The sequence below is a fragment of the Ruegeria sp. AH7 genome (genome assembly GCF_056541325.1).
Window position 1 is genome coordinate 195591 of the sequence record NZ_JBQFYF010000007.1, and the last position, 25455, is coordinate 221045.

Sequence of the window (25455 nt, forward strand, 5' to 3'; positions counted from 1 at the left end):
AAGATAAAAAATGTCGGGTAGGTCAATGAAACTCACTCTATCGAGCTCAGTCGTGTTGCTATTGGCGGCTTGCGGGCAAAGCAATTTGCAAGGCTCCGGTGACGAGACAACCATGCAAGCCAGTTGCGAGGCATTGGTTTCAGCCGAAAGTGGTGTGCGTATCGACGCCGTCAAAGCGCAGGAAACACAAACGAACCCGACGGGGTCTGTCACAACGGTTCTAGCCGAAGGTCAAAGCGACCCGTGGTTATGTTCCGCTGATCAAACGGGTGTCATTACCAGCGTGATACAGGGCTAAATTTGCGCCAAAACCTCTGTTGAGGCAGATCAAGGTCCCGAAAGGACCCGGTGTCTATGCTTTTCCGTAAGGAGAGGAGGACACCATGTTTCAACATATCATGATCCCAGTAGACCTTCATTTGCCGCCCGAGGTCCATAAGGCGATTGCCGTGGCTGGTGACATCGCCAAATGGCAGAACGCAAGGGTGACCCTTGTCAGCGTCACGGGCACGCAGCCTGGGGACGCGCCTGTTTCCCAAGATTCAGTTGCTGAGGGGCTGGCTGCGCTTTCCAAGGATCTGACAGCGAAAGCTGGTGTGCAGGTCGAAACCCGAAACATTCATTCCGTCGATGTCGCGGCAGAGGTGGATGGCGATCTGGCTCGCGCGGCAGAGGAACTGGGTGCGGATCTGATCGTCGTCGGAACCCATACGCCGCGCATCACGGACTATATCTTCTCAAGTCATGCCGGGTATCTGGCGAAACACGCCAAGGTGTCGGTTTTTGTGGTCAGGTAGGACCATCCTGCGACGTGGGCAGTTCCGCTTCCAAAAACCGTTCGAACGCATCTAGGTTGACCGGCTCGAACTGCCCGAATCCCTGCATCCAGACCGAGGCGGCTCGTAGTGCGTCTGGCTCCAGCTTGCACCACTTAACCCGGCCTCGTTTTTCCTGAGAGATCAACCCGGCCTTGGTCAGAATGACTAGGTGCTTCGAGATGGCCGCAAGCGACATTTCGAACGGCTCGGCCACATCCGTCACGGCCATATCATCCTCAAGCAGCATCGCAAGGATGGCGCGCCGGGTCGGATCGGCAAGCGCCGCGAACACGGTATCCAGATCATTAGACATGGCCCGCTGAACCATACTGCATGGGTTTGGTCAACCGATTGGTTGAATATCGGAAATTCCATTGATTTCCGGTGGCAGTGGGTATTCGCGTCGATTTGCTTGCGAAGTAAGGCGTGAAAATCATGTATAAAACAATAGGTTAGTATGCGGCAATTCGGGCATTCTATAGCGTTGACTCTGTGCCTGTTCGCCCTTAGCACCTAGCCTCAAGACTGTGCGAGGAAAACGCCCTTGACCGATGATGACCAAAAGCAGCGTATGGCGCAGCTGGAGGCCAAGATCGACGCGGCGAAAAAGGCCAAAGCGCCCAAGCCCCGTGCAGATGCTGACGTGTCCGGGGGCGAGCTTGCCTGGAGGATGGTCATCGAAATGGTATCCGGTCTGGGGATCGGATTTGGCATCGGATACGGGCTGGACAGCCTGCTCGGGACGATCCCGATCTTTCTGGTGCTGTTCACATTGTTGGGCCTTGTCGCGGGCGTGAAGGTTATGCTCCGCAGCGCGAAAGAGGTTCAAGAGAAACAAGCGGCGGCTGAGGCGGCCGGGAAGGACGAGAGGGACTGAACGTGGCAACTGAGACCACCGCAGCAGAAGGCAGCAGCCTGGTTTTCCACCCGATGGACCAGTTCATCGTTAAGCCGTTGTTCGGCGACGGTGCGGTTGGCATGTTCACGATCACCAACGTGACGCTGTGGCTGTTCCTTGCGATCGTGGCCATCATTCTGCTGCTGATCGTGCCGACCTCGAAGCGCGCGATTGTTCCGACACGGATGCAGTCGGTCGCAGAACTGGCCTATGGCTTCATCTACAAGATGCTGGAAGACATCTGCGGCAAGGAAGGCGTTAAGTACTTCCCCTATGTCATGACCCTGTTCATGTTCATCGTCTGCGCGAACTTCCTGGGCATGATTCCCATGTCCTTCACCACAACGTCGCATTTCGCCGTGACCATCCCGCTGGCGCTGTCGGTCTTCCTGACCGTGACCGTGCTGGGCTTTGTCAAAAACGGCGCAGGCTTCCTGAGCCTGTTCTGGGTGTCCAGCGCCCCTCTGGCGCTGCGTCCCATTCTGGCGATTATCGAGCTGATCTCGTACTTCGTGCGCCCGGTCAGCCACTCCATTCGTCTTGCCGGTAACGTCATGGCAGGCCACGCGGTGATCAAGGTCTTCGCAGGCTTTGCCGCGATTGCCGTGATCTCGCCCGTGTCCGTTCTGGCGATCACCGCAATGTACGGCCTCGAGGTCCTCGTGTCCTTCATCCAGGCCTACGTCTTCACCATTCTGACCTGTGTTTACCTGAAGGACGCTTTGCATCCGCATCACTGATCAGGGGTAACCCTGAGCACAGGAACGATAACCCAACATCGAAACTTCCAATTCGTAAGGAGATACATCATGGAAGGCGATCTCGCACACATCGGCGCAGGCCTGGCAGCAATCGGTTCCGGCGCAGCCGCAATTGGGGTGGGCAACGTAGCAGGCAACTTCCTGGCCGGCGCCCTGCGCAACCCTTCGGCGGCTGCTTCGCAGACCGCAACCCTCTTCATCGGTATCGCGTTCGCAGAAGCCCTGGGGATCTTCGCATTCCTGGTCTCGCTGCTGCTGATGTTCGCCGTATAATCTGCGGAACCTGATCCTTACGCGCAGGTGGGTCCAAGCCATGGCGGCCCACCTGTTGTAAAGACAAGTTTCCGACGGAGGATATCATGGCGACTGAACCCATTACAAAAGAGGTAGCCGGCTCGTGCGTCGACTCCTATGGCTCTGCCATCGGGATGCCGCAGCTCTGCTTCGATTGGTTCCCCAACCAGATTTTCTGGCTGGTCATCACGCTGGTCGTCATCTTTCTGGTCCTGTCTCGCGTGGCTCTGCCGCGTATCGCGGCAATCCTGGCGGAACGTCAGGGGACCATTACAAATGACCTGGCTGCGGCCGAAGATCTGAAGGCCAAAGCGGTCGAGGCCGAAGAGGCCTATAACAAGGCGCTGGCCGATGCCCGTGCCGAGGCGCAGCGGATCGCTGCCGAAGCACGTGCGGAAATTCAGGCTGATCTGGATGACGCGATTGCGACGGCGGATGCGGAAATCGCTGCCAAAGCGGCTGAATCGGAAAAGGCAATTGCTGAAATCCGTGCCGGCGCGCTGGAAAGCATTCAAGTGGTTGCCAAAGATACGGCGGCTGAATTGGTGACAGCACTGGGCGGCGAGGCGGATGCCAAAGCCATCGACGGTGCGATCGACGCGCAGATGAAAGGATAAGTGACATGCGGAACACTCTTGCCCTTATCCTGACCTTCGGCGCTGCCAGCCCAGCCTTGGCGGCCAAGGGTCCGTTCTTCTCGTTGGGCAACACGGACTTTGTTGTACTGCTGGGATTCATCGTCTTCATCGCGGTTTTGTTCTACTTCAAGGTCCCCGGCATGATCGGCGGAGCTTTGGACAATCGTGCCGAGGGCATCAAGTCGGAACTGGACGAAGCCCGCGCACTGCACGAAGAAGCCCGCAGCCTGCTGGCCTCGTACGAGCGTAAGCATCGCGAAGTGCAAACGCAGGCAGACGCTATCGTGGCCGCCGCCAAGGAAGACGCTGTCCGTGCTGCTGAACAGGCAAAGGTTGATCTGCAAAACTCAATCGAGCGGCGTCTGGCGGCTGCTCAGGACCAGATTGCATCGGCGGAAGCCTCGGCTGTGAAAGAAGTCCGCGATCAGGCGATTTCTGTGGCGGTCTCGGCAGCCAGTGCGGTTCTGGCCAAGCAAATGAGCGCGGCACAAGCCAACAAGCTGATTGACGCGTCCATTGCGGATGTGGATGCCAAGCTGCACTGAGCTCTACGAGCATATGTCTCTGAAAGACCCGAGGGCCTCAGGCCTTCGGGTTTTTTCTTCTTATCAGCGCGCTTGTTTTGATCTGCGCCAAGTGACAAACCAGACCATCAGAGCAAGCAGTGTGATTGCGATCTCGACTTTGAACGTCCAGTGGTTGAGGAACGACAAAATCCAGTGCGAATGGGTCGCCTGCACCACGACCAGCGGGTAGGTGGCGTCTGAAAAGGGCCAAAGCCAGGCAACGGCCCCGGTGATCGTATCCAGCATCATATGCACCAACCCGCCTGCACCAAAGAAGGTCAGAAAGGTGCCCGCCTTGACGGCCCACAGGCGCCGTGCCAACCCGGCAAATAGAAAGCCTGCCCAGATGATCGGGCGGTGGGTCAGGTAGGAATGGTGATGATGCCCGCGATCATCGACAAGATAGAACCAAAGCATGTCGATATCGGGCGCGACGGCCCCGATCATCGTGGCTGTAAGGGCAAGTTTGCCAAGGTTTGGCGCAGTAGCCCGGAAGATCAGATAAGCCCCCGGCAGGTGCCCGATGAACATCAAGCCTCGCCAGTCTCGTGCTTCAACCTCTGCTGGGCGACCTCTTCGTTACGCAGGGCCTTCTGCTGATCCTGCATGCAACGTTCGACAAAATCCAGATGCAGTTCGACCGCAACACGCGCTGCATCCGGGTCACGGCTTTGAAGGGCTGCATTGATCGCCCTGTGCTGATCCAGCAATGCATCGCGAGTGGCGCGTTGCTGGAACATCATCTGGCGATTGTAGAATACGCCTTGGCGCAGCAGATCATACATCGACCGCATCATATGTAGCATGACCACGTTGTGACTGGCCTCGATGATCGCCATGTGAAATTCGGCATCCAGTTGTGCCTCGTCCTCGGGTGCATTGCGATCATGGGCAGATTGCATCCGGTCGAATATGGTCTGAACCACTTTCAGATCACTGTCGGATCCCAAGCGCGCCGCACGTTCCGCAGCCAATCCCTCCATGTCACGGCGAAAGGACAAGTAGTCGAACACAGCTTCATCATGGCTGCTGAACAGACGGATCAAGGCCGGTGAAAATGCCGACCCCAGCACTTCGGCCACATAGATCCCTGATCCGGCTTTGGGTGTCAGTAACCCCTGTTCCTGCAAGTTGGAAATGGCGTCTCGCAACGACGGGCGTGACACTCCCATTCGCTCGGCCAGCTCGCGCTCGGACGGAAGGCGCTCACCCGGGCGCAGGATGCCGCGCAGGATCAGCAACTCGATCTGGCGAACGACGGCCAGAGACAGTTTTTCGGTTTGAACTTTTTGAAAGGGCATAGACGTTCCAAAATTGGTCAAGTCAATTGACCACGATTGATGGCGGCGTTCAAGCCGATCACGGTGCTTGAAACAATAGGTCAGTATTGTTGACTTAGAGGGTGAAGTGCCTAATCTTTGCGCTGGGGCAGAGGAGGCCCAGATAGATGGATCAGCTATACGCCACCCGCACATCGAGGATGAAGGCATCCGAAATCCGTGAGTTGCTGAAGCTGCTGGGCCAACCGGGCATTATTTCTTTTGCGGGGGGCATTCCCGATCCGGACTTGTTTCCGGCGGACGCATTCGCAGAGGCGTTTCAGAACGCACTCGGGCCTGAGAAGCAGGCGCAGGCGCTGCAATATTCGGTCAGCGAAGGGTATGCCCCGTTGCGTGAATGGCTGGCGGATCATATGCGCGGGATCGGTGTGGAGTGTGATGTTGACAACATCCTGATCACCTCTGGTTCGCAGCAAGCGTTGGACTATCTGGGCAAGCTATTCCTGTCTCCTGGTGATACGGCGTTGGTCGGCTGGCCGACCTATCTGGGAGCGATTAACGCCTTTGACGCCTATGAACCACGTTTTGACCGGCTTGACCCTCAGGGCAATCGCGGTGCGGCGGAATATCGGGATGCTGCCGGCGATGGGGCCGTGAAGTTCGCCTATCTGTCGCCCGACTTTTCAAACCCGACGGGGGAAACCGTTGATCTACGCGGCCGCGAGGCGTTGCTTGATCAGGCAGAGGAGCTTGATTGTGCGATCATCGAGGACGGGGCCTATCAAGCGTTGCGCTATGACGGAGAGGCCATACCATCGATTCTGGCGCTGGAGTTTGAGCGCAAAGGAAAGATCGAAGCGTGTCGTACGATTTACTGCGGCAGTTTCTCCAAAACTCTATCACCGGGGCTGCGTATGGGTTGGGTCGTCGCGGCCAAACCGATCATTTCTCAGATGGTGCTGTTGAAACAAGCCGCCGATCTGCACTCGGCAACCATCAACCAGATGGCGGTGCACCATGTGGCTGAGACCTGTTTCGACACGCATATCCCCAAAGTCCGTGCGGCCTATCAGGCGCGCCGCGACGCGATGCTGGTGGCGCTGGAACAGCATATGCCAGATGGTGTTCAGTGGACCCGGCCCGAAGGTGGTATGTTCGTTTGGCTGACTTTGCCGTCAGATATCGATGGCGCCATCTTGTTAGAGAGAGCTTTGGAGACGGAGAAGGTCGCTTTTGTTCCCGGTCGGGCCTTTTTTCCTGACGGGAGCGGTGCCAATACGATCCGGCTGAGTTTTTCGAATTCCAACGAAGACGCGATCCGCGAGGGTATTCGCCGCTTAGGTGTCGTGCTGCGTGCTTGAGTGCGGAAAGGTTCTGTTAACCAATACCCTGCAATCCTACGGGCATGATCCGGTATCTTGTCCCTCTGCTGCTGGCGGCCTGTTCGGCTGGCACGCCACATTTCCGCGATCTGCCTGCGACGCGCGTATCAGTCAATGGCAGCGTGTTCGATGTGCGTGTGCGCGGAGAGCTGGCCGAGGCGGTCCGCGTCAATGCTCAATACGCGCCTCGGTTGGGGCCAATTCGCGATCGGGCAGCACTCGCCATGGCGCAGGTGTCCGGTTGTCCTATTTTGGATGTGCTAGGCGACGCTGCTGTCACGGTTGGAGTGCTGGGCTGTGATCGCAAAGCCGGGGAACGTTTGCTGCTGACTGCAATCTCACGCCCCAATTACGAATGCGTAAATTATGGCGCATCCAGTGGCTATGCTTACGAAGTGTTCGAGTGCACGCCGTATTGAAACACGGGTTTCACTTCGTATTTCGGCAAGATATTGTGGATAAGTCGGCGCAATATGCCATATCCTGCGCATTCACGTTGACACCTCTGTGATCCGTTGCGCAGACTTCTTATCCATAGGAATCATCCAAAGAGCAGCCATTGCGCTTTAGCAAACTCAAACTGACCGGCTTCAAAAGCTTCGTTGACCCGACCGATCTTATCATCGCGGACGGGTTAACAGGGGTCGTGGGTCCGAATGGTTGCGGCAAATCCAATCTTCTCGAAGCTTTGCGTTGGGTAATGGGCGAAAACCGTCCCAAATCCATGCGCGGCGGCGCTATGGAAGATGTGATCTTTGCCGGGGCGGCTACCCGGCCTGCACGCAATTTTGCCGAGGTTGTCCTGACTATGGACAATTCAGAACGCCTCGCGCCGTCGGGATTCAATGAAAGCGATCAGCTTGAGATTGTGCGCCGCATCACCCGCGATGTGGGCAGCGCCTACAAGACCAATGGCAAAGATGTACGGGCGCGCGATGTGCAGATGCTTTTTGCGGATGCCTCAACTGGTGCGCATTCGCCAGCGCTGGTGGGGCAGAACCGCATTGCCGAGCTAATTAACGCCAAACCCCGTGCGCGTCGTCGGATTCTGGAAGAGGCCGCCGGGATCTCGGGCCTCTATCAACGGCGTCACGAGGCCGAGTTGAAGCTGAAAGGCACCGAGGCCAACCTGACCCGCGTCGATGACGTACTGGAACAGTTGGGCGGCCAACTGGCGCAGTTGGCGCGTCAAGCTCGGCAGGCAGCACGCTATCGCGAGATTGGAGAGTTGCTGCGCCAGGCCGAAGGCATGCTGCTGTATCGCCGTTGGAAAGAGGCTGACATGGCGCGCCAGTCGGCAGAAGAGAAGCTGCGCGAGCGGATCACCGAAGCCTCACGCGCCGAAGCCGCCGCCCGTGAAGCCGGGGTCGAGCGGGCCCAGATCGAAGATACGCTGCCGCCCCTGCGCGAAGAAGAGGCTATTGCGGCTGCGGTACTGCAACGCCAGCAGGTTCAGCGCGATCAATTGTCCGATCAGGAAACGCGCGCGCGTCAGACGATTGAGACACTGACTAACCGGATTAAGCAGCTGGGCAACGATATCGAACGCGAATCCGGCCTGAATCGTGACGCGGGCGAGATGATCGAGCGGCTGGAATGGGAGGCTCGCGAGCTTGCCAAAGCCGCCGAAGGTTACGATGACAAAGTGTCTCAAGCTGCTGAGATTGCCCGCGAAGCTGCCACCGTTTTGCAACAGCGCGAAGATCACTTGTCGCAGGAAACAGAAGATATGGCCCGGCTGGTGGCCCGTCACCAATCGGCGCAGCGTCTGGTCGAGGACAGCCGGAAAACCTTGGCTCGTTCGGAGGGTGAAGAGGACAAAGCCCGCGCCGCAGTGGACGATGCCAAACAGGCCCTGACCCGTGCTAGTGAAGCGTTTGCGACGGCGCAGGTCGGTGAGGAAGAGGCCCGTGTGGCAGCGGATGCGGCCGAACAGGCGTTGACGGCAGCGGATGAGAAGCGCTCGGAAACGCAGGCGCGTGAGGCCGAAGCGCGGGCGCAACGGTCCGAGGCCGAAGGCGAGTTGGGTGCAATCCGCGCTGAAACCATGGCGCTGGCCAAGCTGGTCGAACGCGATACCGCTGAGGGTGGTCAAGTGTTGGACATGCTTCGGGTGGCACCGGGTTATGAGAAGGCTTTGGGCGCTGCACTGGCCGACGATTTGCGCGCGCCGCTGGTCGAAGGCGACGGGCCATCCGGCTGGGTTCCGATGGCGGGCTATGACAGCGACCAACCTTTGCCCGAAGGGGCCGAACCTTTGGCCTTGCATATCAACGGCCCGGATCGGTTGAGCCGACGGATCGCTCAGATCGGGCTGGTGGATGCAGATCAGGGCGCGCGTTTGCAGACCCAGTTGAAACCGGGCCAGCGGTTGGTTTCTCGGTCGGGCGATTTGTGGCGTTGGGACGGGTTCCGGGCCTGGGCTGAGGATGCCCCAAGCGCGGCGGCCTTGCGGTTGGAACAGCTGAACAAGCTGGAAGCGCTTAAGCAAGAGCTTGCGCGGATCGAAGCACAAGCCGATGGCGCGCGCGCGGCACATGAGGCCCTGTCAAAACAACTCGCAGAGGTGACTGAAGCTGACCGCCGCGCACGAGAGGCACGCCGGGCAGCCGATCAGCGTATGGCCGAAACCGCCCGACAGCTCAGCCGGGCAGAGGCAGACCGCAATCTGGCGCAGGGCAAGCTTGAGACCCTGACATTGGCTGTGGATCGCCACAAAGAGGACGCCATGGCTGCCCGCGCGCAACTGCGCGAGGCCGAAGGTACCCTGACAGGGTTGGGTGATCTTGATAGTGCGCGGGCGCAGGTTGAAGATATCAAACAGACGGTCGAAGCGGCGCGCATTACCATGCTGACTCATCGTTCTTCCCATGATGAACTTCGCCGCGAAGGCGACGCCCGGACACGGCGCTCGCAGGAGGTCACCAAGGACCTTAGCGGATGGCGGCATCGCCTGGAAACGGCCGAGAAACGCATTTCCGAATTGGCTGAGCGCAAGGAAAGCTCTGAGCTAGAACTGACGGAGGCTACCGCCGCGCCGAGTGAAATCGCCGAGGCGCGTGCCGAGTTGAACACTCTGATCGAAACCGCCGAGGCCCGCCGGGCTGAAGCTGCCGACAAGCTGGCCACTGCCGAAACCCAGCAGCGCGAGGTTGTGATGGCCGAGCGCGAGGCGGAGCGACTAGCCTCGGAAGCGCGCGAAATCCGAGCGGCGGCCGAAGCGCGCTGTGATGCGGCCAAGGAAAGCGTCGTCGCGGCGGCAGAGCGGATCGCGGAAGATCAGCAGTTGACCCCAAACCAATTATTGAACCAGCTGGATGTGAACCCTGATCAGATGCCTGCCGCCGATGCACTGGAGGCAGAGGTTAACCGCCACAAGCGCCAGCGCGATGCGATGGGCGCTGTGAACCTGCGGGCCGAAGAGGACAGCAAAGAGGTTCAGGAAGAGTTCGACACGCTGAACACCGAAAAAGCTGACCTGGAAGAGGCGATCAAGGCCCTGCGCAGTGGTATCGCCAGCCTGAACCGTGAAGGGCGCGAGCGTCTGTTGACTGCGTTCGAACAGGTGAATTCAAACTTCGCAATGCTGTTCAAGCATCTGTTCGGCGGCGGTGAGGCCAATCTGGTTATGGTCGAAAGCGACGACCCGCTGGATGCAGGCCTTGAGATCATGTGCCAGCCACCGGGCAAGAAACTCTCGACCCTCAGCTTGCTGTCGGGTGGCGAGCAGACGCTGACCGCGACCGCGCTGATCTTTGGCGTCTTCCTGGCCAACCCTGCTCCGATCTGTGTTCTGGACGAGGTTGACGCGCCGTTGGATGATGCCAACGTGACGCGGTTCTGCGATTTGTTGGACGAGATGTGCCGCCAGACTGACACGCGATTCCTGATCATCACCCACCACGCAGTGACCATGGCGCGGATGGACCGGTTGTTTGGTGTGACCATGCAGGAACAAGGCGTCAGCCAGCTGGTCTCGGTCGATCTGAAGAAGGCCGAGCAGATGGTCGCCTGACCCCTCACCGGATCGTTACGATCATGTCGGGATTATCGCGCTAACTTTGGTCTATGAAACGCATTCTGATCCCCGCCCTCATCGCTGCCAGCCCGATCTTTGCCGCTGATTGGCCCACTAAATCTGGTGACATTCCTTTGTCCTCTGACGAATTGGACGCTTTGGCAGGCCAAACACTGACATTCTATGATGACGGTCAGGCCAGATTTTCGGCAGGTGGGGCGTATTCCTACACCTATTCCAGCGGCGACGCGGCCTTTGGGACATACTCCATCGCTGAAGATGGCAGTGTCTGCATCGCCTACCGCAATGGGTTTGACCGGTGTGATCTGTATGTGCGCAATGGCGAGCGATTGATCCTGATTGATCAAAAAGGCGATCGATATCCGGTGCGACCGAATTAATTGACCCGCTTTTGTCTTCTTGGAAGATCATTTGATCGAAAGAAGAGGAAATTCGTAAGGCAAAACCGAAAAAAATCTGCGTACTGCTTTGATAGTCTTCCCTCGACTCGAATGGTGAAGAAAGTGATTAGATGTGTCGGTTTTTGGCTTGGGTCGGCAAGCAGCGATATCTTGATGAACTGGTGCTGGAGCAAGAGCAATCTCTTGTCATCCAAAGCCGCAATGCCCTGATCGGAAAGACACCGATCAATGCGGATGGGTTTGGCCTTGCTTGGTATTCAGACCGAAAGATGCCTTGCTTTTACAAAGACACAAATCCGGCCTGGTCGGACGCCAACCTGAAACAACTGGCACATCACACGCAGTCGCGACTTTTTCTGGCCCATGTGCGAGCCTCTACCGGCACAGCCACATCCCGGAATAATTGCCATCCCTTTGGCGTTGATCACTGGAGCTTTATGCATAATGGTCAGGCGGGCGGGCATGATCTGATACGGCAGGAACTGGATGCGATGATTCCGGCGCATCTATACGGGCAGCGGTTTGGGGCCACAGAAAGCGAAGCCATTTTCTTGATCGCGCATGGTGAAGGGCTGGAAACGGATCCGATTGGTGCGATGGCACGCGCCGTTGCGCGGGTGGAACAGGTATCCAGTCAGCAAAGAGTATTGCCGTACATGAGGTTCGCGGCATGCTGGTCAGATGGCGAACGCGTATACGCAGCGCGCTATGCGTCCGACAAATACGCGCCCAGTCTGCACTACCGAACCTGCACGGACGGCATCATCATCTCATCCGAGCCGCTGGATGGAAACAATGAGGGTTGGATCGAAATCCAACCCAATACGGCGATTGAAACCGAGGGGTCCTTGGTCAGGGCACACTCGTTCAGGCCGTTCGAGGCTTTGGATCAGGTCGAGGTTGCCTAAGGCTGCCCTGTTACAGCCGGTTCAGTAGGTCTGCGGTTGGCCAAGCATCCGCAGGTAGCCCCAACCGCTTTTGTTCAGCCTGTACCGCGGCGCGTGTACCCGCACCCAGAATGCCGTCGATCTTGCCAACGTCATAGCCTTTGGCCTGCAATTTGGTTTGCAGCTGTTTCATCTGCGCACCCGATAATCCCGCAGGAGGGTTGCCTGCGTCATAGATTTGACCGCCTTCAAGTCGGGTGCCGAAATAGGCGGCGGTCAGCACATAGACAAAGCTCTGATTCCACTCGAAGTAGACGTCGAAATTCGGATAGGCGAGGAAGGCAGGGCCTTTGTGCCCCTGTGGCAGGATCAGCGATGCGGGCAGGCTGGCCAGAGACCCGCTGCGCGCCTGAACGCCCATTGCCTGCCAATCCGCGATTGAACGTGATTTGCCAGGGCCAGACAAAGACCAATCCATCTGGGCAGGCACTATCACCTCTTGCAACCAGGGCTGGCCCGGTTGCCAGCCCAGATGTGACAGCATCTTGCCACCGGACACCAACGCATCGGGGGCCGATGTTTTTAGGGAAACCTTGCCATCGCCATCGCCGTCGACGCCATTGTCCAGAATGTCTTGCGGCAGCATTTGCACCATGCCGATTTCACCGGCCCAGGCCCCGGTGGTGCGGTTCGGGTCGAAGTTACCCTGGCTGAACAGCTCGATGGCCGCAAAAACCTGTGGTCGGAACAAATCGGGGCGACGACAATCATGGGCCAGGGTGACCAGCGCGTTGCGGGTGTTGAAATCACCCTGAACCGCGCCGTAGTCGGTCTCGAATGCCCAGAAAGCCAGCAAAACGCCTCGTGAAACGCCGTAGTCACGCTCGATCCGGTCAAACACCGCGTCGTATTTGCGCGACATGGATTGCCCCCGGTCGATCCGGTTTTGCGAAATCAGGCGGCGTGAGAAATCGATGAAAGGTTTCTGAAACACCCCCTGAGCCCGGTCAGCGCGTAGCACCGCTGGGTCCTGTTGGACGCCTTGAAAGAAGGCATTCACCGTGGCCTGATCAAAGCCCTTTTGCGCGGCTTCGGATTTCAGCCCGTTTACGAATTGGTTGAAACCGCCACCGCATTGGGCAAAGGCAGGTGCTGCAAACAGGGCGGCGGCGAACAGAGAGGGCAACAAACGCATTGGATGTCCTTCAGAAAATAAACGTGATCCCAACCCACACTGACAGAAGGCCGAGTGCAAGCCCCCAGACCCGCCACAAGATGGTACATGCGCGGAAAATCTCCTCAGCTCCGATCTCACGCTCGGCGTTTCCGTTTACCCAGGCCAGATCGCGGAGCTGTCCATCATAGCTGCGCGGCCCAGCCAATGCGATGTTCAGGGCCCGCGCCATTGCAGCCTCAGGCCATCCCGCATTGGGCGAGATATGGCGGCGCGCATCTGCGATGATCTCGGACCAGCGGGACCATTGGCCCGACAGAGCGATGATCATCAGACAGGTCAGCCGTGCCGGGATCAGGTTCAGCAGATCGTCGAACCGGGCCGAGGCCCATCCGAATGCGTGGTGCTTTTCCGTGCGGTAGCCGATCATGCTGTCGGCGGTGTTGACGATTTTGTAGATCAACAGCCCAGGCAAGCCGCCAATCAGGAACCAGAAGGCAGGGGCGATGACCCCGTCACTCAGGTTTTCTGCCGCGCTTTCGATGGCCGAGCGGGCGATTTGAGCCTCGGTCATATCCGTCGTGTCGCGGGATACGATCATGGCGACCTTGGCTCGACCTGCCTCCACTGACTGTTGAAGCCCGTTACCTACGGCTCGCACATGCGAAACAAGTGAGTTCTGGGCCAGAAGGATGGCGCAGATGACTCCTTCGGCAACCGGGCCAAGTAAGGCCAGCGCCCAGCCCAACAGGCCAGCTAGGCCGATCAGTAGGATCAAAGCACCTACGCCCTTCAAGCGTTGATATGGCTCTTGGTTCAGGGTCTTATCAAGCGTGCCAACCGCTTTCCCCATGATCACCGCAGGGTGACGCACGCGGGACCAGAGCCAATCGGGTTCGCCCAGTGCCGCGTCCAGCAGCATGGCGCAAGCCAGCACAAAGGCCGTGCTCATAACGCGTTTTCCAGCCGGCTCCACCCGTCTGATGGGGGCAGTCCAAGGCGCAGATAGGTGTCGGAATAGGGGAAGATGCGGCTCCAGATGTGTGTGCTGGCCAGACGGTCCCGCCAACCTCGTGCGTTGTCGACCTTGTAAAGACGAAACAGCGTGGTGCCGCCGACCAGCTGCGCGCCGCTGTCCAGTAGCAAAGTGTCCAGACGATCGGCGTTGGTTGCCAGTTTCGCGCGCGTCTCTTCGGCCCAGTTCCTGTCTTGCAAAGCGGCGGTTCCCGTTCGCAACGCTGGTCCGGATACCGCCCAAGGACCGGTCAGGTCGTTCAGCCGAGAGATCATGCCAGGCTGACCAATCGCAAAGCCCAACCGCAGCCCAGCCAGGCCCCAGAACTTGCCGAAACTCTTTAGTACAACGACACCTGGGCGGGCGGATAACTGGATCAGAGACGCCTCTGGGCTCACGTCGCAGAAGCTTTCATCAATCACGGTCAAGGGCGCATTGGCATCCTCTTCACGCCAGAGGCGTCCGTCTGGGTTGTTCGGGTGCACCAGAACGCGCGCATCGGCCGACCCGTATTCTTGAACTTGCCAGCCTTGCACGGCAAAGGCAGCAGCATGTTCGTTATAGGTAGGCGTCGTGATTTGCACCCGCCCAACGGGCGCAAGCGCGGGTAGGCGTGCAATCACAGCGGATGCGCCGGGGGCAGGCAGTATATGTGCAGTTTCGGGCACATTCCAAAAACCCCGCGCTGCCTCACAGAGCCGTTCAAAAGCGCCATGATCGGGCAATTGGGCCCAATCTTCGGGTTGGAAGGCTGGCAGGTCATAGGGGTGTGGGTTGACACCGGTCGACAGGTCTATCCAATCGCTTCGGGTGCCGCCATAGTGCTTGATCGCCTGATCCAGCCCGCCGCCATGGTCGCGTTCGGTGCGCGGATTCAACATGTTTTCAGTCATCGCGCCTCAAGCCTCAACCGCCGAATTCGCGTTGCTTCAAGCGGATTTTTGCCGTTTTGACAAGCAAATCCGCGTGATCAGCGCGTGTCGCTGGTGTCGTTAACACTTTGTTAAGGAAATAACGGGATCACAGACCACGGGGGTCGGCACCACTCACCATACCAAGTGCCGAGGTTGTTGCAAATGAAAGTTCTGATTGTTGAGAGTAACCCCGACCTTGGTCGGGTCTGGAAAAGACATCTTGAAAGACAAGGTGCAGATGTTGAACTGGTCACGGGGCAAGAGGCTGCGATCCTCGCGCTCTATAGCACTGCGTTTGACATTATCGTGCTGGATCTGGTGCTGGAAAGCGGCAGTGCCTTGGCTGTGGCTGACTTTGCCAGCTATCGTCGCCCCGAGGCGCGGGTGATCTTTGTTACCAACACAACGTTCTTCTCAGATGGTTCGATCTTTGCCCATAGCCCCAATGCCTGTGCCTATGTGCAAAGTGGCACGCCGCCAGAGGATCTGGCGGCGATGGTTGAACACTACGCAGCAGGTCGCTGATCGCGGCCATGCGGTTCCATGTAGTCCAGCACCGGGTTCACCGGGATGATCCGGTGCGGATTGATGCTGTCGTGGCTATAATGATAGTGCCGCACGATGTGGTTCATATTCACCGTCTGTGCGACTCCGGGCCATTGATATAGCTCGCGGGTGTAGGCCCAAAGGTTCGGGTAATCGACCAGCCGGCGCTTGTTGCACTTGAAATGCAAGTGATAGACCGGATCGAACCGGATCAGGGTTGTGAATAAGCGCCAGTCCGCCTCGGTCACGCGATCCCCCATCAAATAGCGATTTCGGCTTAGGCGGTCTTCGAGCCAATCCAGTGTGTCGAACAACGGACCTACGGCGGCATCGTAAGCCTCTTGCGAGGTGGCAAAGCCAGATTTGTAGACGCCATTGTTGACGTCAGAATAGATGCGAGCGTTGACCTCTTCGATCTGAGCGCGCATCTCTTCGGGCCAATAATCATCTGTGTTGCCGGTGATCCCGTCGAAAGCCGTGTTGAACATGCGGATGATTTCCGAGCTTTCGTTCGACACGATTGTCTCTTGTTGTTTGTCCCAAAGGATCGGCACGGTAACGCGACCGGAATAGGCGGGATCGGCCTTGCTATAGATCTGATGGGCGAAATCGAGGTCATAGAGGTCATCGCCCGTTGCGCCGTGATTGTCCGTTTCGAACGTCCAACCTTTGTCCAGCATGTCCGGATGCACGACTGAGACGGGGATCAGATCACGCAGCCCTTTGAGTTCGCGGAAGATCAATGTGCGATGTGCCCAAGGGCAGGCGTGAGAGACATAGAGGTGATAGCGATCCGGTTCCGCCTTGAACCCGGCCTTACCAGATGGTCCAGCGCTACCATCAGCCGTTAGCCAGTTGCGAAATTGCGCGGCGCTGCGTTTGAACGCCCCGCCGGTGGACTTAGTATCGTACCAGGTATCGTGCCATGTCCCATCGACTAGCAAACCCATTGGTCATCCTCCGCATTTTGAGGCTGCAGCAAAGATAGGAGCGCAGGGATAGCCACGCCACATCAGCTTATGCGCATCTGGCCTGCACCTTTGCACAGTTAGGCCTGCGATGGCTGCGCAACATTTTGCCACCCGCTCAGGTCTATGTGACGAAGTTCACTGGATTTTTACGCTCGCGTGCCCACAATAATGGATACAAGAGGGGGAATAGTTTGATGAGTACTTATGTTTCCAAGGAGATTCGCGCCGAATTAGATGCCGCTCGAATCGCTGCCCTGAAAAAATCCAGCCGTTTGCGGGTTGAGATGGGCGACAATACCTACAAGATTCTGAAATTGTGGAAAGATGGGTTCACGGTTGAGGCTGCCACCACGCCACGCCTGCGCGGGCTGGTCGATATCTACGACGGGGCGAACCATCTGTACCAGTGCCTGATCATCGCGGATGAGGATGAAGGCGGCGAGATGCGATACGAGTTCAAGCGCAGCACAGCGGCGCATGATAAGGCACCGCTGGATTTCTACCGCGCACCGGACGCACCAATCGCGTTGTTGGGACACGAGGACTAGGGCCTTAAGGCTAGATCGAAGCCGGGTGCTCCGTAAGGAAGTACGCCCGGCTTTGTGTTTTCTACGCAAAAGCAGATCGCTTATTGCAAATCCGAGAAGGCCTCTTTCAGCCGCGCACAGGCGTCCTCAACCCGCGCGCGCTGGGTTCCCAGATTGAAGCGCAGGAAGTTTTCACCACCTGTACCAAAAGTTGTGCCGTGGTTGACCGCGATTTTTGCGGTCTGTTCGACACGGTTGGTGAATTCGGCACGTTCCATCCCGGTTCCCGAGAAATCGATCCAGGCAAGGTATGTTGCTTCCAGCGGCATCGACCTGAGGCCGGGGATGCCCGCGATGGCCGTGTCGAACATCTGGCGGTTCGCGTCGATATACGCGACCTGATCATCCACCCATGCCGCACCTTCTGCCGAATACGCGGCTGCCGTTGCAAATTGGCCGACCGAGTTGGGTGCAAGCGACAAGGCAGCCATACGTTTGGCGAATTTGCCGCGCAATTCAGGGTCGGGGATGATCACTTGACCGGTGTGCAGACCTGCGATGTTGAACGTCTTTGATGGCGCAGTCAGCATCAGCAAGCGGTCGGAAATCTCGGGGGCAGCGTTTTGCATCGGGATATGAGTGTGACCCGGAAAGACCAGATCGTGGTGAATCTCGTCCGACAGGATCAGCAGGTCATGACGCTTGGCAAAATCGGCAACGGCTTGCAGCTCGTCCTGGCTCCAGACGCGGCCGCCGGGATTATGCGGTGAGCACAGGATGACTATCTTCTCGGTGCCGGTCATCTGTTCGTCATAGGCGTCGAAATCCATCTCATACCGTCCATCGGTATTGATCATCTTGCATTCAACAACTTCGCGCCCTGAATTCCGGATGACTTTGGCGAAGGCATGGTAGACCGGGGTGAACAATACGATCCCGTCACCCGGGTTGGTAAAGGTGTCCAGGCACATACCAACCCCGTTGACCAGACCCGTGGTTGTAAAGATCGCATCCGCGTCGACCGCCCAGTCGTGACGGGTGCGCATCCACCAGCGGATGGCGTCCGTGTAGGGTTGGTCGAGGTTTACGTAGCCAAAAACGCCATGATCCAGCAACTCGCGCATCTTATTCAAAACGGGTGGCGGTGCGCGAAAGTCGGTGTCGGCGACCCACATTGCAAGGCCGTCATCGGCTGGCACGCCGTAGACCGGCTCCATCATGTCCCACTTGGCGCAATGGGTGCCGTGGCGGTTGATGAGGTCGTCAAAGCTCATGGGTGTCTCCTGTATGATCGTTTCGCAAGCTATCCGGAATTGCAGCACGTGCAAGGGGGGCGTTGCGGCGGCGCGCGCGATGTCCTAAATCAGCCCCATGAAACGCACTATTTTGATCCACCCTGATCCACGTCTGAAAAAGGTCTGCGCACCGGTGGCTGACCTGACGGATGATTTGCGCAAGCTGGCTGATGACATGCTGGAGACGATGTATGACGCGCCCGGCGTTGGCCTGGCTGCGCCGCAGATTGGTGTACTGGATAGGTTGATCGTATTGGACTGTGTCAAGGAAGAGGGCGAGGCGCCGCGCCCGTTGATCATGTTCAACCCCGAGGTCATTGCCGCCTCCGATGAGACCAATGTCTATGAAGAGGGCTGCCTGTCGATCCCCGAACAATATGCCGAGGTGACGCGCCCCAAGGTCGTTGATGTCGCCTGGATGGATCAGAACGGCAACCTGCAGCAAGAAACCTTCGATGGGCTCTGGGCGACCTGTGTGCAGCACGAAATCGATCATCTGGATGGCAAGCTGTTCATCGACTACCTCAAGCCACTGAAACGGCAGATGATCACGCGCAAAATGCAGAAGCTGAAGCGTGAAAAGGCGCGGGCATGAGCGTTCGGACTTGCCTGCCCTGGCCCGACAAGCGCCTGCGCACCAAGGCCGAAGACGTTACCGAGATCACGGATGAAATCCGCGCCATCTGGGACGACATGATCGACACGATGGAGGCGATGCCAGGCGTTGGCCTTGCTGCCACGCAGATCGGCGTGATGTTGCGGTTGGCCGTGGTGGATGGCTCAACCGAACGGGGCCGGGCGGTGCGTTTGGCAAACCCGGAAATCCTGCACAGTTCAATCGAGCTGCGAGAGCATGATGAGGCCAGTCCCAACCTGCCGGGTGTTTCGGCCAAGGTGAAACGCCCGCGTGCCGTAACGGTCAAGTTCCTGAACGAAAACGGCATGATCGACCGCCGCGATTTCGTGGGGATCGAAGCCACCAGCGTGCAGCACCAAATCGATCATCTGAACGGCAAGATGTATTTCGACAGGCTCAGCAATGTCAAACGTGACATGCTGTTGCGCAAAGCCAAAAAACAGGGGTAACGATGCGCGTCGTCTTCATGGGTACGCCCGATTTCTCGGTCCCGGTTCTGGATGCGCTGGTCGAGGCCGGGCATGAGATTGCCGCCGTTTATTGTCAGCCGCCACGTCCGGCGGGCCGCGGCAAGAAAGATCGCCCGACGCCAGTTCATGCACGCGCCGAGGCGCTGGGCCTGATGGTACGTCATCCGGTGTCGCTGAAATCAGCGGAAGAACAGGTCGCCTTTGCTGCTTTGAACGCCGATGTGGCGGTTGTGGTCGCTTATGGGCTAATCCTGCCACAAGCCATTCTGGATGCGCCTGCGCAGGGCTGTTTGAACATCCATGCCAGCCTATTGCCGCGCTGGCGCGGGGCGGCCCCGATACATCGTGCGATCATGTCGGGGGATGCAGAAACCGGCGTCTGTATCATGCAGATGGAGGCTGGGCTGGATACAGGCCCCGTCCTGTTGCGGCAAGCAACACCGATCCAGACCGAAGAGACAACAGCACAGCTACACGACCGCCTGTCAGTTATGGGAGCAGAGCTGATCGTTGAAGCGCTGAACCGCCTGTCTGATCTGACGCCCGAGCCGCAGCCCGACGAAGGCGTCACCTATGCCTCGAAGATTGACAAGGCCGAGGCGCGGATCGACTGGTCACGCAGCGCTACCGAGGTTGATCGCCAGATACGCGGCCTTTCTCCATTTCCCGGTGCATGGACCGAGATCGATGGAGAGCGGATCAAGCTGTTGTCCTCGCGCCTGGTTGAGGGGCAGGGCGCGCCCGGTGAAGTTTTGAACGATGATCTGCGGGTGGCCTGCGGGCAGGGCGCGGTTGAGCTACTGCGCTTGCAAAGGGCAGGCAAAGGTGCGCAGGATCGGGAAACCTTCCTGCGGGGCTGGCCGATCCCACCCGGCACGCGATTGGTATCGGAGTAGCGCATTCATGTTCATGGTCTTGATGGGTACTGTGGTGATCGCCGGGATTGTTGGCTACCTGTCCGAGAAAACCCGCTTCACTCACAATGGCTATTTGCAATCTATCATCATCTGCGTGGGCGGGGCATTTCTGTTCTATTTCGTGCGCATCATGTTCGGCATCAGCTTTGGTCCTCCGGGGCTGGATGCAGTTTTGTCCTCTATCGGGGCGCTGATCATCGTGCCGACCCATTGGAGGAAGTGACATGCCCGTTATCGCCCTGATCATCATCGGTGCCGCTGCGGGCTTTCTGGCGACTCGTTTGATGCGGATCGAATCCGATATCCCTACGACGATGTTGATTGGCATTGTAGGAGCGCTGGTTGGTGGTTTCCTTCTGCGGGCCCTGGCGACGATGATGGGCTGGTTATCTGGATTTGTGGGGGCTGTACTCGGGGCGTTGCTGGTGATCTGGATTTGGCAGGCAATTCGTCGTCGATAGCGAGCTTCTTTGGCCCTATGCTGTCCGAGCAAATGCAATGCGCGTCTTAGCGTTCGTCGCAAACTGTTGCTGAGCTCAGACGAGTTGCGGTGAGACTGGTCATATCGAACCGGTTCGCTTCGGCCGCGGTCATCCAGTGCATGTCTTCAGCCGGGGCGGCTTCGAGCGTGAACCAGTAGAAGTCTTCGTCCACGCCGATATCTTCGAAGTAGTCGAGATAGCGGTCATGTTCAGGGTCATCCTCTGGCAACTCTGTTGCAACCAATCCCCCACCGCTCCAGCTGTGGACACCGACGCAGGCGCCGGGTTGTAGAACACGGGTGTTCCCGGCCAGAAAAAGGTCGGTCCCGCCCGATGCGACCAACCCGTCAGAGGGCACCACCGTAGTCATCCCGCTCTCATGAACAACGCGGCTGAAGATGACATTCGCATCGTCATCGACCGATCCTTCAATTTGCTGCAATACCAGCGTTTTGGCTTGGGGGTTCTGTCCAATCACCTCTTCAAACGCCTCCAGCGTTGTGTGATCAATGGTGCCGGTCGCAATGATCTGATCCCCTCGGGCGACAAAGCTGACGGGTGTATATTGCTCCGCGCAGGCGGTCAGGACGGTTAGACCCGTCAAAATCGCATATGCTTTCATCAGTCTTTGATCTCCAAAGTTTGGCAGACTGCAAACAGCCCAAAGATGGTGCGTTGGTATCGAGCTTATTGTCGCGGTGGACGGGCCTTGTAAACCGGTAGTTGCCAGCCAAACAGCAAAGAGCCAGCTCTGAGAACCCAGCAAACAAGAGCACATAACCCAAGAGCCAGCAGGCCCTCCAACTCGAACTTGGTGGCCAAAACCGCGCTTAACGCGCCCGCAAAGGCGCAGGAAACATAGAGCTCACCCTGTTTCAGTACCAGAGGCACCTCATTGCAAACCACATCGCGCATCAGGCCGCCCAGACATCCGGTTGTAACTCCCATCAACACCACGATGATCCCGGATTGGCCCAGCGATAGCGCGGCACCTGTTCCGGCAGCAACAGCGATGGATAGGGCGAAACTGTCAAGCCAGACCAGCCAGTTATATCTGCTTTCAACCAGATGAGCGGTGAAAAACACCAGAACAGCGGCGCCGACTGCGATCAGGATGTAATCGGGCTGACCAACCCAAAAGACAGGGTGACGATCCAGTAGCAGGTCCCGAACGGTGCCGCCGCCCACCGCCGTCAGGCAGGCCATGAATGCAAACCCAACAAGGTCAAGCTGCGCCCGGCTTGCAACCAGCGCGCCGGTCAATGCAAAGATCAGGACCGAGGCATAGTCGAGCAGTGCAAGCCCGTTCACGCCTGCGCCTTTTTGGGTTTGAACGGGGCCATGCCGGCGCGGGCCAGTTCATCGGCTTTTTCATTTTCGGGATGACCCGCATGGCCTTTGACCCATTCCCAGGTCACATCATGGCGTTCTTGCGCGGTATCCAGACGTTGCCATAGGTCCACATTCTTAACGGGCTTTTTGTTCGACGTTTTCCACCCGTTACGCTTCCACCCGAAAATCCAGCCGGTGACGCCGTTTTTTACATAGGCGCTGTCGGTCACGATGGTGATACGGGATGCGCGTTCTAGCGTTTCCAAGGCGCTGATTGCGGCCAGCAATTCCATGCGGTTATTCGTTGTCTCGGCCTCGCCACCGTTTAACTCGCGCTCTTTCAGGACCTTCTCACCCTCGATCGCGCGCAGCAGCACGCCCCAACCACCGGGGCCGGGATTGCCAGAGCAGGCTCCGTCCGTGTAGGCGAACAGTTCAGGCATGGGCGGCCAGTGCGATGTATTCCGAGACCGAGCCGTCAAGTCCAGTACCGCTGCCTCGTCTTCGGTTCGTGATGTTGAAGCCGGCATCTTCCAGATAAGTCTTCAATTCGTCCTCGGAGTAGTAACTGTAATATCGACCCAAACGGTCAGGCCCGTCACCTTCGCCCAGTTTCATGGCGATAAAGAACGCACCACCGGGTTTCAGTGCGCGGTGAATAGCGCTCAGGTGTTTGGGAAATTCTGCCCGCGTGGCATGCAGCAGGCTAAAATTGGCCCAGATGCCATCATAGATGCCCACGACTGTAAGGTCGGAAAACGTGGCTTGTCTGGCCGATACACCGGGGTGTTCCGAGGCCAGTTTCACCATTTCTTCCGATGCATCCATTGCGTCGACTTGTAATCCGGCCTTGGCCATGATTGCAGAGGATGCGCCCGGTCCACACCCGAAATCCAGCACTTTGCCACCGGCGGGCACTGCTTGGATGAACCGACCTAATTGAGGATCGCCCTTATTGTCTTCATTCGTCAGCTCGGCGTAGCGCGTCGCCTGAGCGTCATAGACGGATATGGTGTTGCGGTTGCTCACAGGTAAACTCCAACTGCTAGGCAAAGCAGTACAATCACGGTTAGCAGAATGCGCAGTCGCATCCACCAGTTGGGTGCCAAACCCCAGTACCAAAAGATGGCATCCAAGACCAAAAGCCCCGCAAAGCCAGCAATCAGATTGTTGCCTGCATTCACAGGCCCGCCACCTGTCATGAAGAAGGCCCAGAGCGCAGGCAGAACAGACAGGGTATACCCCACTGTTGCTCGGCTACCTGATGCTTTGGTTGCAAAACCCCAAAGCACCCCCGACATGAAACTCAGAATGACCGAGCCGTAAAACAGCTGGATATATGGCCCTACGAAACGCGCGCCAAACTGCCGTGAACCCCACGCGTTCAGATCACTGTTTAGATAAGTCAAAGCACCCCAGATAAACGGGATCAACCCCGCCAGACCTAAGTACAGTGCGGCCCTGGGCACACCATTCATGCCGGCTGCCTAAGCACACGGGGCACTTTGAATTCCACGTTTTCCACGGCGTTTTCAGCCAACTCAACTGTAACGTCATAGCGTTCGCGGAAAGCGTCAACGACTTCGTTCACCAGTTGCTCGGGGGCCGAGGCACCGGCTGTGATGGCCACGCTGGCAATGCCCTCAAGGGCGCGCCAGTCGATATCGGGTGCGCGCTGAACCAGTTGCGCATAGCTGCATCCGGCGCGTGAGGCGACCTCGACCAGACGTTTCGAGTTTGACGAGTTCGGAGCGCCGACCACCAACAGGGCGTCTGACTTTGGGGCCACGGCTTTGACAGCTTCTTGCCGGTTTGTGGTGGCGTAGCAGATGTCTTCCTTGTGCGGCCCTACGATGGCTGGAAAGCGGTCTTGCAAGGCGGCGATCACGTCTTTCGTGTCGTCAATCGACAGAGTGGTCTGGGTCACGAACGCCAGCTTGTCCGGGTCTCGTACCTCGATATCAGCGACATCTTCGACCGTTTCGACCAACAGCACTTCGCCTTCGGGCAGCTGTCCCATCGTGCCAATCGTTTCCGGGTGCCCTTTATGGCCGATCATCACGATCTGCAGACCGGCATCGAAATGGCGTTGCGCCTCGATATGCACCTTTGACACCAGCGGGCAGGTCGCATCTACAAACAGCATCTCGCGCCTGGATGCCTCAGCCGGGACAGATTTTGGAACGCCATGAGCCGAGAAGATCACAGGCCGATCATCCGGGCATTCGTCCAACTCGGCCACGAAGACAGCACCTTTGTCGCGCAAACCGTCGACGACAAACTTGTTGTGAACGATTTCGTGGCGCACGTAGACAGGCGCCCCCCACTTCTCCAGCGCCATTTCGACGATCTTGATGGCCCGGTCTACGCCTGCACAAAATCCGCGAGGCGCGGCCAGGTACAATGTCAATGGTGGCTTGATCATGTCGGTGTCTCCTTACGGCACAGGTAAGTCTTTTCCCGGCATTGGTCCAGCCGCCAGATCTGTCATCCATCTGACATGAATCGGTGTTAGCCAGCCGGTGTTTGAGCACCAAGCTATAGTTAATGAAGCGCGGCCAGATCAGTGAGCCCTGGCCGCGCAACCTTACTAGCCTTTGGAGGTTAAGCTTCGATCAGGTTCCGCTAGCGACTGCGACGCTGCGGGGTTCAACCGGCATTTCGCGGGGGGGCCGCCCGATCACGTCGCGCAGGTCTTCCAGTTCGATGAAGTTATCGGCCTGACGGCGCAGCTCGTCCGAGATCATCGGCGGTTGGCTGCGGATGGTCGAGACCACCGAAACGCGCACGCCCTGTCGTTGCAGGCTGGCAATCAGCGGGCGGAAATCCCCATCGCCCGAGAACAGCACGATATGATCAACCCGCGGTGCCAGTTCCATCGCATCGACGGTAAGCTCGATATCCATGTTTCCCTTGACCTTCCGACGCCCCATGCTGTCGGTGTATTCCTTGGCCGGCTTGGTCACCATGGTGAAGCCGTTATAATGCAGCCAGTCTACAAGCGGACGGATCGGAGAATATTCATCATTTTCCAGAAGCGCTGTGTAATAGAAAGCCCGAAGCAGTTTACCTCTGCGCATGAATTCCTGTCGCAGCAGCTTGTAGTCGATATCAAATCCAAGCGCTTTGGCGGCCGCATAAAGATTGGAGCCGTCGATGAACAGCGCTAGCCGTTCGTCTTTATAAAACATAAATAGTCCCTTCCGGTATA

34 protein-coding genes are annotated in these 25455 nt (G+C 57.9%); 19 read left to right on the forward strand and 15 right to left on the reverse strand.

The features are described 5' to 3' along the window. The first annotated feature begins 25 nt into the window (after positions 1 to 25). Positions 26 to 298: a hypothetical protein gene (locus ACR0JX_RS16930; protein ID WP_480544957.1), complete on the forward strand. Its 273-nt coding sequence runs from the start codon at positions 26 to 28 to the stop codon at positions 296 to 298. Positions 299 to 383: 85 nt separating this feature from the next. Then, positions 384 to 797, forward strand: a complete 414-nt coding sequence (locus ACR0JX_RS16935; RefSeq protein WP_480544958.1) for a universal stress protein — start codon at positions 384 to 386, stop codon at positions 795 to 797. On the opposite strand, the gene ACR0JX_RS16940 is transcribed toward ACR0JX_RS16935, so the two are convergent. Next, a complete protein-coding gene (locus ACR0JX_RS16940; protein ID WP_480544959.1) occupies positions 790 to 1131 on the reverse strand; it encodes an ArsR/SmtB family transcription factor in 342 nt (113 codons plus the stop codon). The two genes, ACR0JX_RS16935 and ACR0JX_RS16940, sit on opposite strands and share 8 nt — an antisense overlap. A 231-nt stretch (positions 1132 to 1362) precedes the next feature. Between ACR0JX_RS16940 and ACR0JX_RS16945 the strand changes: the two genes are divergently transcribed. The 5 genes from ACR0JX_RS16945 to ACR0JX_RS16965 all read left to right on the forward strand — a co-directional run bounded on the left by ACR0JX_RS16945 (position 1363) and on the right by ACR0JX_RS16965 (position 3954). Continuing rightward, a complete protein-coding gene (locus tag ACR0JX_RS16945; protein ID WP_480544960.1) occupies positions 1363 to 1695 on the forward strand; it encodes an AtpZ/AtpI family protein in 333 nt (110 codons plus the stop codon). Positions 1696 to 1697: 2 nt separating this feature from the next. Next, positions 1698 to 2456: a F0F1 ATP synthase subunit A gene (locus ACR0JX_RS16950; RefSeq protein WP_480544961.1), complete on the forward strand. Its 759-nt coding sequence runs from the start codon at positions 1698 to 1700 to the stop codon at positions 2454 to 2456. A 69-nt stretch (positions 2457 to 2525) separates the two neighbouring features. Beyond that, positions 2526 to 2750: a F0F1 ATP synthase subunit C gene (locus tag ACR0JX_RS16955; protein ID WP_005981269.1), complete on the forward strand. Its 225-nt coding sequence runs from the start codon at positions 2526 to 2528 to the stop codon at positions 2748 to 2750. Positions 2751 to 2836: 86 nt separating this feature from the next. Next, positions 2837 to 3388 carry a F0F1 ATP synthase subunit B' gene (locus tag ACR0JX_RS16960; protein WP_480501553.1) on the forward strand — a complete coding sequence of 184 codons (552 nt, stop codon included), beginning with the start codon at positions 2837 to 2839 and terminating at the stop codon, positions 3386 to 3388. Between the two features lie 5 nt (positions 3389 to 3393). Further along, a complete protein-coding gene (locus ACR0JX_RS16965) occupies positions 3394 to 3954 on the forward strand; it encodes a F0F1 ATP synthase subunit B (RefSeq protein WP_480544962.1) in 561 nt (186 codons plus the stop codon). A 63-nt stretch (positions 3955 to 4017) separates the two neighbouring features. Here the strand turns inward: ACR0JX_RS16965 and ACR0JX_RS16970 are convergent, their stop codons facing one another. Together ACR0JX_RS16970 and ACR0JX_RS16975 are read right to left on the reverse strand one after the other, a co-directional pair. Next, entirely contained in the window at positions 4018 to 4506 is a 489-nt protein-coding gene (locus ACR0JX_RS16970; RefSeq protein ID WP_480544964.1) for a metal-dependent hydrolase, read from the reverse strand. Beyond that, positions 4506 to 5276 (reverse strand): FadR/GntR family transcriptional regulator, encoded by a 771-nt coding sequence (locus ACR0JX_RS16975; protein WP_480544965.1) that lies wholly within the window; start codon positions 5274 to 5276, stop codon positions 4506 to 4508. The genes ACR0JX_RS16970 and ACR0JX_RS16975 overlap by 1 nt, the downstream gene beginning before the upstream one ends. A gap of 146 nt (positions 5277 to 5422) precedes the next feature. Between ACR0JX_RS16975 and ACR0JX_RS16980 the strand changes: the two genes are divergently transcribed. From ACR0JX_RS16980 to ACR0JX_RS17000, 5 genes are all read left to right on the forward strand, one after another. Then, positions 5423 to 6616, forward strand: coding sequence for an aminotransferase-like domain-containing protein (locus tag ACR0JX_RS16980; RefSeq protein WP_480544967.1), 1194 nt, complete (start codon positions 5423 to 5425; stop codon positions 6614 to 6616). Between the two features lie 44 nt (positions 6617 to 6660). After that, positions 6661 to 7056, forward strand: a complete 396-nt coding sequence (locus ACR0JX_RS16985) for a hypothetical protein (protein WP_480544968.1) — start codon at positions 6661 to 6663, stop codon at positions 7054 to 7056. Positions 7057 to 7196: 140 nt separating this feature from the next. Continuing rightward, a complete protein-coding gene (locus ACR0JX_RS16990) occupies positions 7197 to 10652 on the forward strand; it encodes a chromosome segregation SMC family protein (RefSeq protein WP_480544969.1) in 3456 nt (1151 codons plus the stop codon). 53 nt (positions 10653 to 10705) lie between these two features. Next, complete coding sequence (locus tag ACR0JX_RS16995) at positions 10706 to 11056, forward strand: hypothetical protein (protein WP_480544970.1); 351 nt, start codon at positions 10706 to 10708, stop codon at positions 11054 to 11056. A 131-nt stretch (positions 11057 to 11187) separates the two neighbouring features. Then, on the forward strand, positions 11188 to 11985 hold the full coding sequence (locus ACR0JX_RS17000; protein ID WP_480544971.1) for a class II glutamine amidotransferase: 798 nt from the start codon (positions 11188 to 11190) through the stop codon (positions 11983 to 11985). 10 nt (positions 11986 to 11995) lie between these two features. Here ACR0JX_RS17000 and ACR0JX_RS17005 read toward each other — a convergent pair whose 3' ends face one another. From ACR0JX_RS17005 to cobD, 3 genes are read right to left on the reverse strand one after another with little or no spacing between them, the layout of a single operon-like run. After that, positions 11996 to 13159 (reverse strand): lytic murein transglycosylase, encoded by a 1164-nt coding sequence (locus ACR0JX_RS17005; protein ID WP_480544972.1) that lies wholly within the window; start codon positions 13157 to 13159, stop codon positions 11996 to 11998. A 10-nt stretch (positions 13160 to 13169) separates the two neighbouring features. After that, a complete protein-coding gene (cbiB, locus tag ACR0JX_RS17010; RefSeq protein WP_480544974.1) occupies positions 13170 to 14090 on the reverse strand; it encodes an adenosylcobinamide-phosphate synthase CbiB in 921 nt (306 codons plus the stop codon). Beyond that, complete coding sequence (gene cobD / locus ACR0JX_RS17015; protein WP_480544975.1) at positions 14087 to 15046, reverse strand: threonine-phosphate decarboxylase CobD; 960 nt, start codon at positions 15044 to 15046, stop codon at positions 14087 to 14089. Before cobD ends, cbiB begins: the two co-directional genes overlap by 4 nt. Positions 15047 to 15229: 183 nt before the next feature. Between cobD and ACR0JX_RS17020 the strand changes: the two genes are divergently transcribed. Next, entirely contained in the window at positions 15230 to 15592 is a 363-nt protein-coding gene (locus tag ACR0JX_RS17020; RefSeq protein ID WP_170531391.1) for a response regulator, read from the forward strand. Here the strand turns inward: ACR0JX_RS17020 and ACR0JX_RS17025 are convergent. Beyond that, positions 15574 to 16563: a glutathione S-transferase family protein gene (locus ACR0JX_RS17025; protein ID WP_480544976.1), complete on the reverse strand. Its 990-nt coding sequence runs from the start codon at positions 16561 to 16563 to the stop codon at positions 15574 to 15576. The two genes, ACR0JX_RS17020 and ACR0JX_RS17025, sit on opposite strands and share 19 nt — an antisense overlap. Positions 16564 to 16778: 215 nt before the next feature. On the opposite strand from ACR0JX_RS17025, the gene ACR0JX_RS17030 reads away from it, so the two are divergent. Continuing rightward, positions 16779 to 17132 (forward strand): hypothetical protein, encoded by a 354-nt coding sequence (locus ACR0JX_RS17030; RefSeq protein ID WP_170531387.1) that lies wholly within the window; start codon positions 16779 to 16781, stop codon positions 17130 to 17132. An 80-nt stretch (positions 17133 to 17212) separates the two neighbouring features. Here the strand turns inward: ACR0JX_RS17030 and ACR0JX_RS17035 are convergent, their stop codons facing one another. Continuing rightward, positions 17213 to 18385 (reverse strand): MalY/PatB family protein, encoded by a 1173-nt coding sequence (locus ACR0JX_RS17035; RefSeq protein ID WP_480544977.1) that lies wholly within the window; start codon positions 18383 to 18385, stop codon positions 17213 to 17215. Between the two features lie 97 nt (positions 18386 to 18482). Between ACR0JX_RS17035 and def (ACR0JX_RS17040) the strand changes: the two genes are divergently transcribed. Genes def (ACR0JX_RS17040) through ACR0JX_RS17060 form a run of 5 tightly spaced genes read left to right on the forward strand, consistent with a single transcriptional unit; the run spans position 18483 to position 20891 of the window. Further along, positions 18483 to 19001 carry a peptide deformylase gene (gene def, locus ACR0JX_RS17040; protein WP_480544978.1) on the forward strand — a complete coding sequence of 173 codons (519 nt, stop codon included), beginning with the start codon at positions 18483 to 18485 and terminating at the stop codon, positions 18999 to 19001. Then, positions 18998 to 19492: a peptide deformylase gene (gene def, locus ACR0JX_RS17045; protein ID WP_480544979.1), complete on the forward strand. Its 495-nt coding sequence runs from the start codon at positions 18998 to 19000 to the stop codon at positions 19490 to 19492. Before def (ACR0JX_RS17040) ends, def (ACR0JX_RS17045) begins: the two co-directional genes overlap by 4 nt. 2 nt (positions 19493 to 19494) lie before the next feature. Beyond that, positions 19495 to 20409: a methionyl-tRNA formyltransferase gene (gene fmt, locus ACR0JX_RS17050; RefSeq protein ID WP_480544980.1), complete on the forward strand. Its 915-nt coding sequence runs from the start codon at positions 19495 to 19497 to the stop codon at positions 20407 to 20409. 7 nt (positions 20410 to 20416) lie between these two features. Beyond that, positions 20417 to 20653: a hypothetical protein gene (locus tag ACR0JX_RS17055; protein WP_480544981.1), complete on the forward strand. Its 237-nt coding sequence runs from the start codon at positions 20417 to 20419 to the stop codon at positions 20651 to 20653. A gap of 1 nt (position 20654) precedes the next feature. Then, a complete protein-coding gene (locus ACR0JX_RS17060) occupies positions 20655 to 20891 on the forward strand; it encodes a GlsB/YeaQ/YmgE family stress response membrane protein (RefSeq protein WP_170531376.1) in 237 nt (78 codons plus the stop codon). 46 nt (positions 20892 to 20937) lie between these two features. Here ACR0JX_RS17060 and ACR0JX_RS17065 read toward each other — a convergent pair whose 3' ends face one another. The 7 genes from ACR0JX_RS17065 to ACR0JX_RS17095 form a co-directional block, all read right to left on the reverse strand. Beyond that, positions 20938 to 21534 carry a COG3904 family protein gene (locus ACR0JX_RS17065; RefSeq protein ID WP_480544983.1) on the reverse strand — a complete coding sequence of 199 codons (597 nt, stop codon included), beginning with the start codon at positions 21532 to 21534 and terminating at the stop codon, positions 20938 to 20940. 65 nt (positions 21535 to 21599) lie between these two features. Then, on the reverse strand, positions 21600 to 22223 hold the full coding sequence (locus ACR0JX_RS17070) for a trimeric intracellular cation channel family protein (protein WP_480544984.1): 624 nt from the start codon (positions 22221 to 22223) through the stop codon (positions 21600 to 21602). Beyond that, on the reverse strand, positions 22220 to 22687 hold the full coding sequence (rnhA, locus tag ACR0JX_RS17075; protein ID WP_480544985.1) for a ribonuclease HI: 468 nt from the start codon (positions 22685 to 22687) through the stop codon (positions 22220 to 22222). The genes ACR0JX_RS17070 and rnhA overlap by 4 nt, the downstream gene beginning before the upstream one ends. After that, entirely contained in the window at positions 22680 to 23273 is a 594-nt protein-coding gene (locus tag ACR0JX_RS17080; RefSeq protein ID WP_480544986.1) for a class I SAM-dependent methyltransferase, read from the reverse strand. The genes rnhA and ACR0JX_RS17080 overlap by 8 nt, the downstream gene beginning before the upstream one ends. After that, on the reverse strand, positions 23270 to 23722 hold the full coding sequence (locus tag ACR0JX_RS17085) for a DUF3429 domain-containing protein (RefSeq protein ID WP_480544987.1): 453 nt from the start codon (positions 23720 to 23722) through the stop codon (positions 23270 to 23272). The genes ACR0JX_RS17080 and ACR0JX_RS17085 overlap by 4 nt, the downstream gene beginning before the upstream one ends. Then, complete coding sequence (ispH, locus tag ACR0JX_RS17090; protein ID WP_480544988.1) at positions 23719 to 24669, reverse strand: 4-hydroxy-3-methylbut-2-enyl diphosphate reductase; 951 nt, start codon at positions 24667 to 24669, stop codon at positions 23719 to 23721. The genes ACR0JX_RS17085 and ispH overlap by 4 nt, the downstream gene beginning before the upstream one ends. Positions 24670 to 24859: 190 nt before the next feature. After that, on the reverse strand, positions 24860 to 25435 hold the full coding sequence (locus ACR0JX_RS17095; RefSeq protein WP_353013357.1) for a LabA-like NYN domain-containing protein: 576 nt from the start codon (positions 25433 to 25435) through the stop codon (positions 24860 to 24862). Positions 25436 to 25455: the final 20 nt, after the last annotated feature.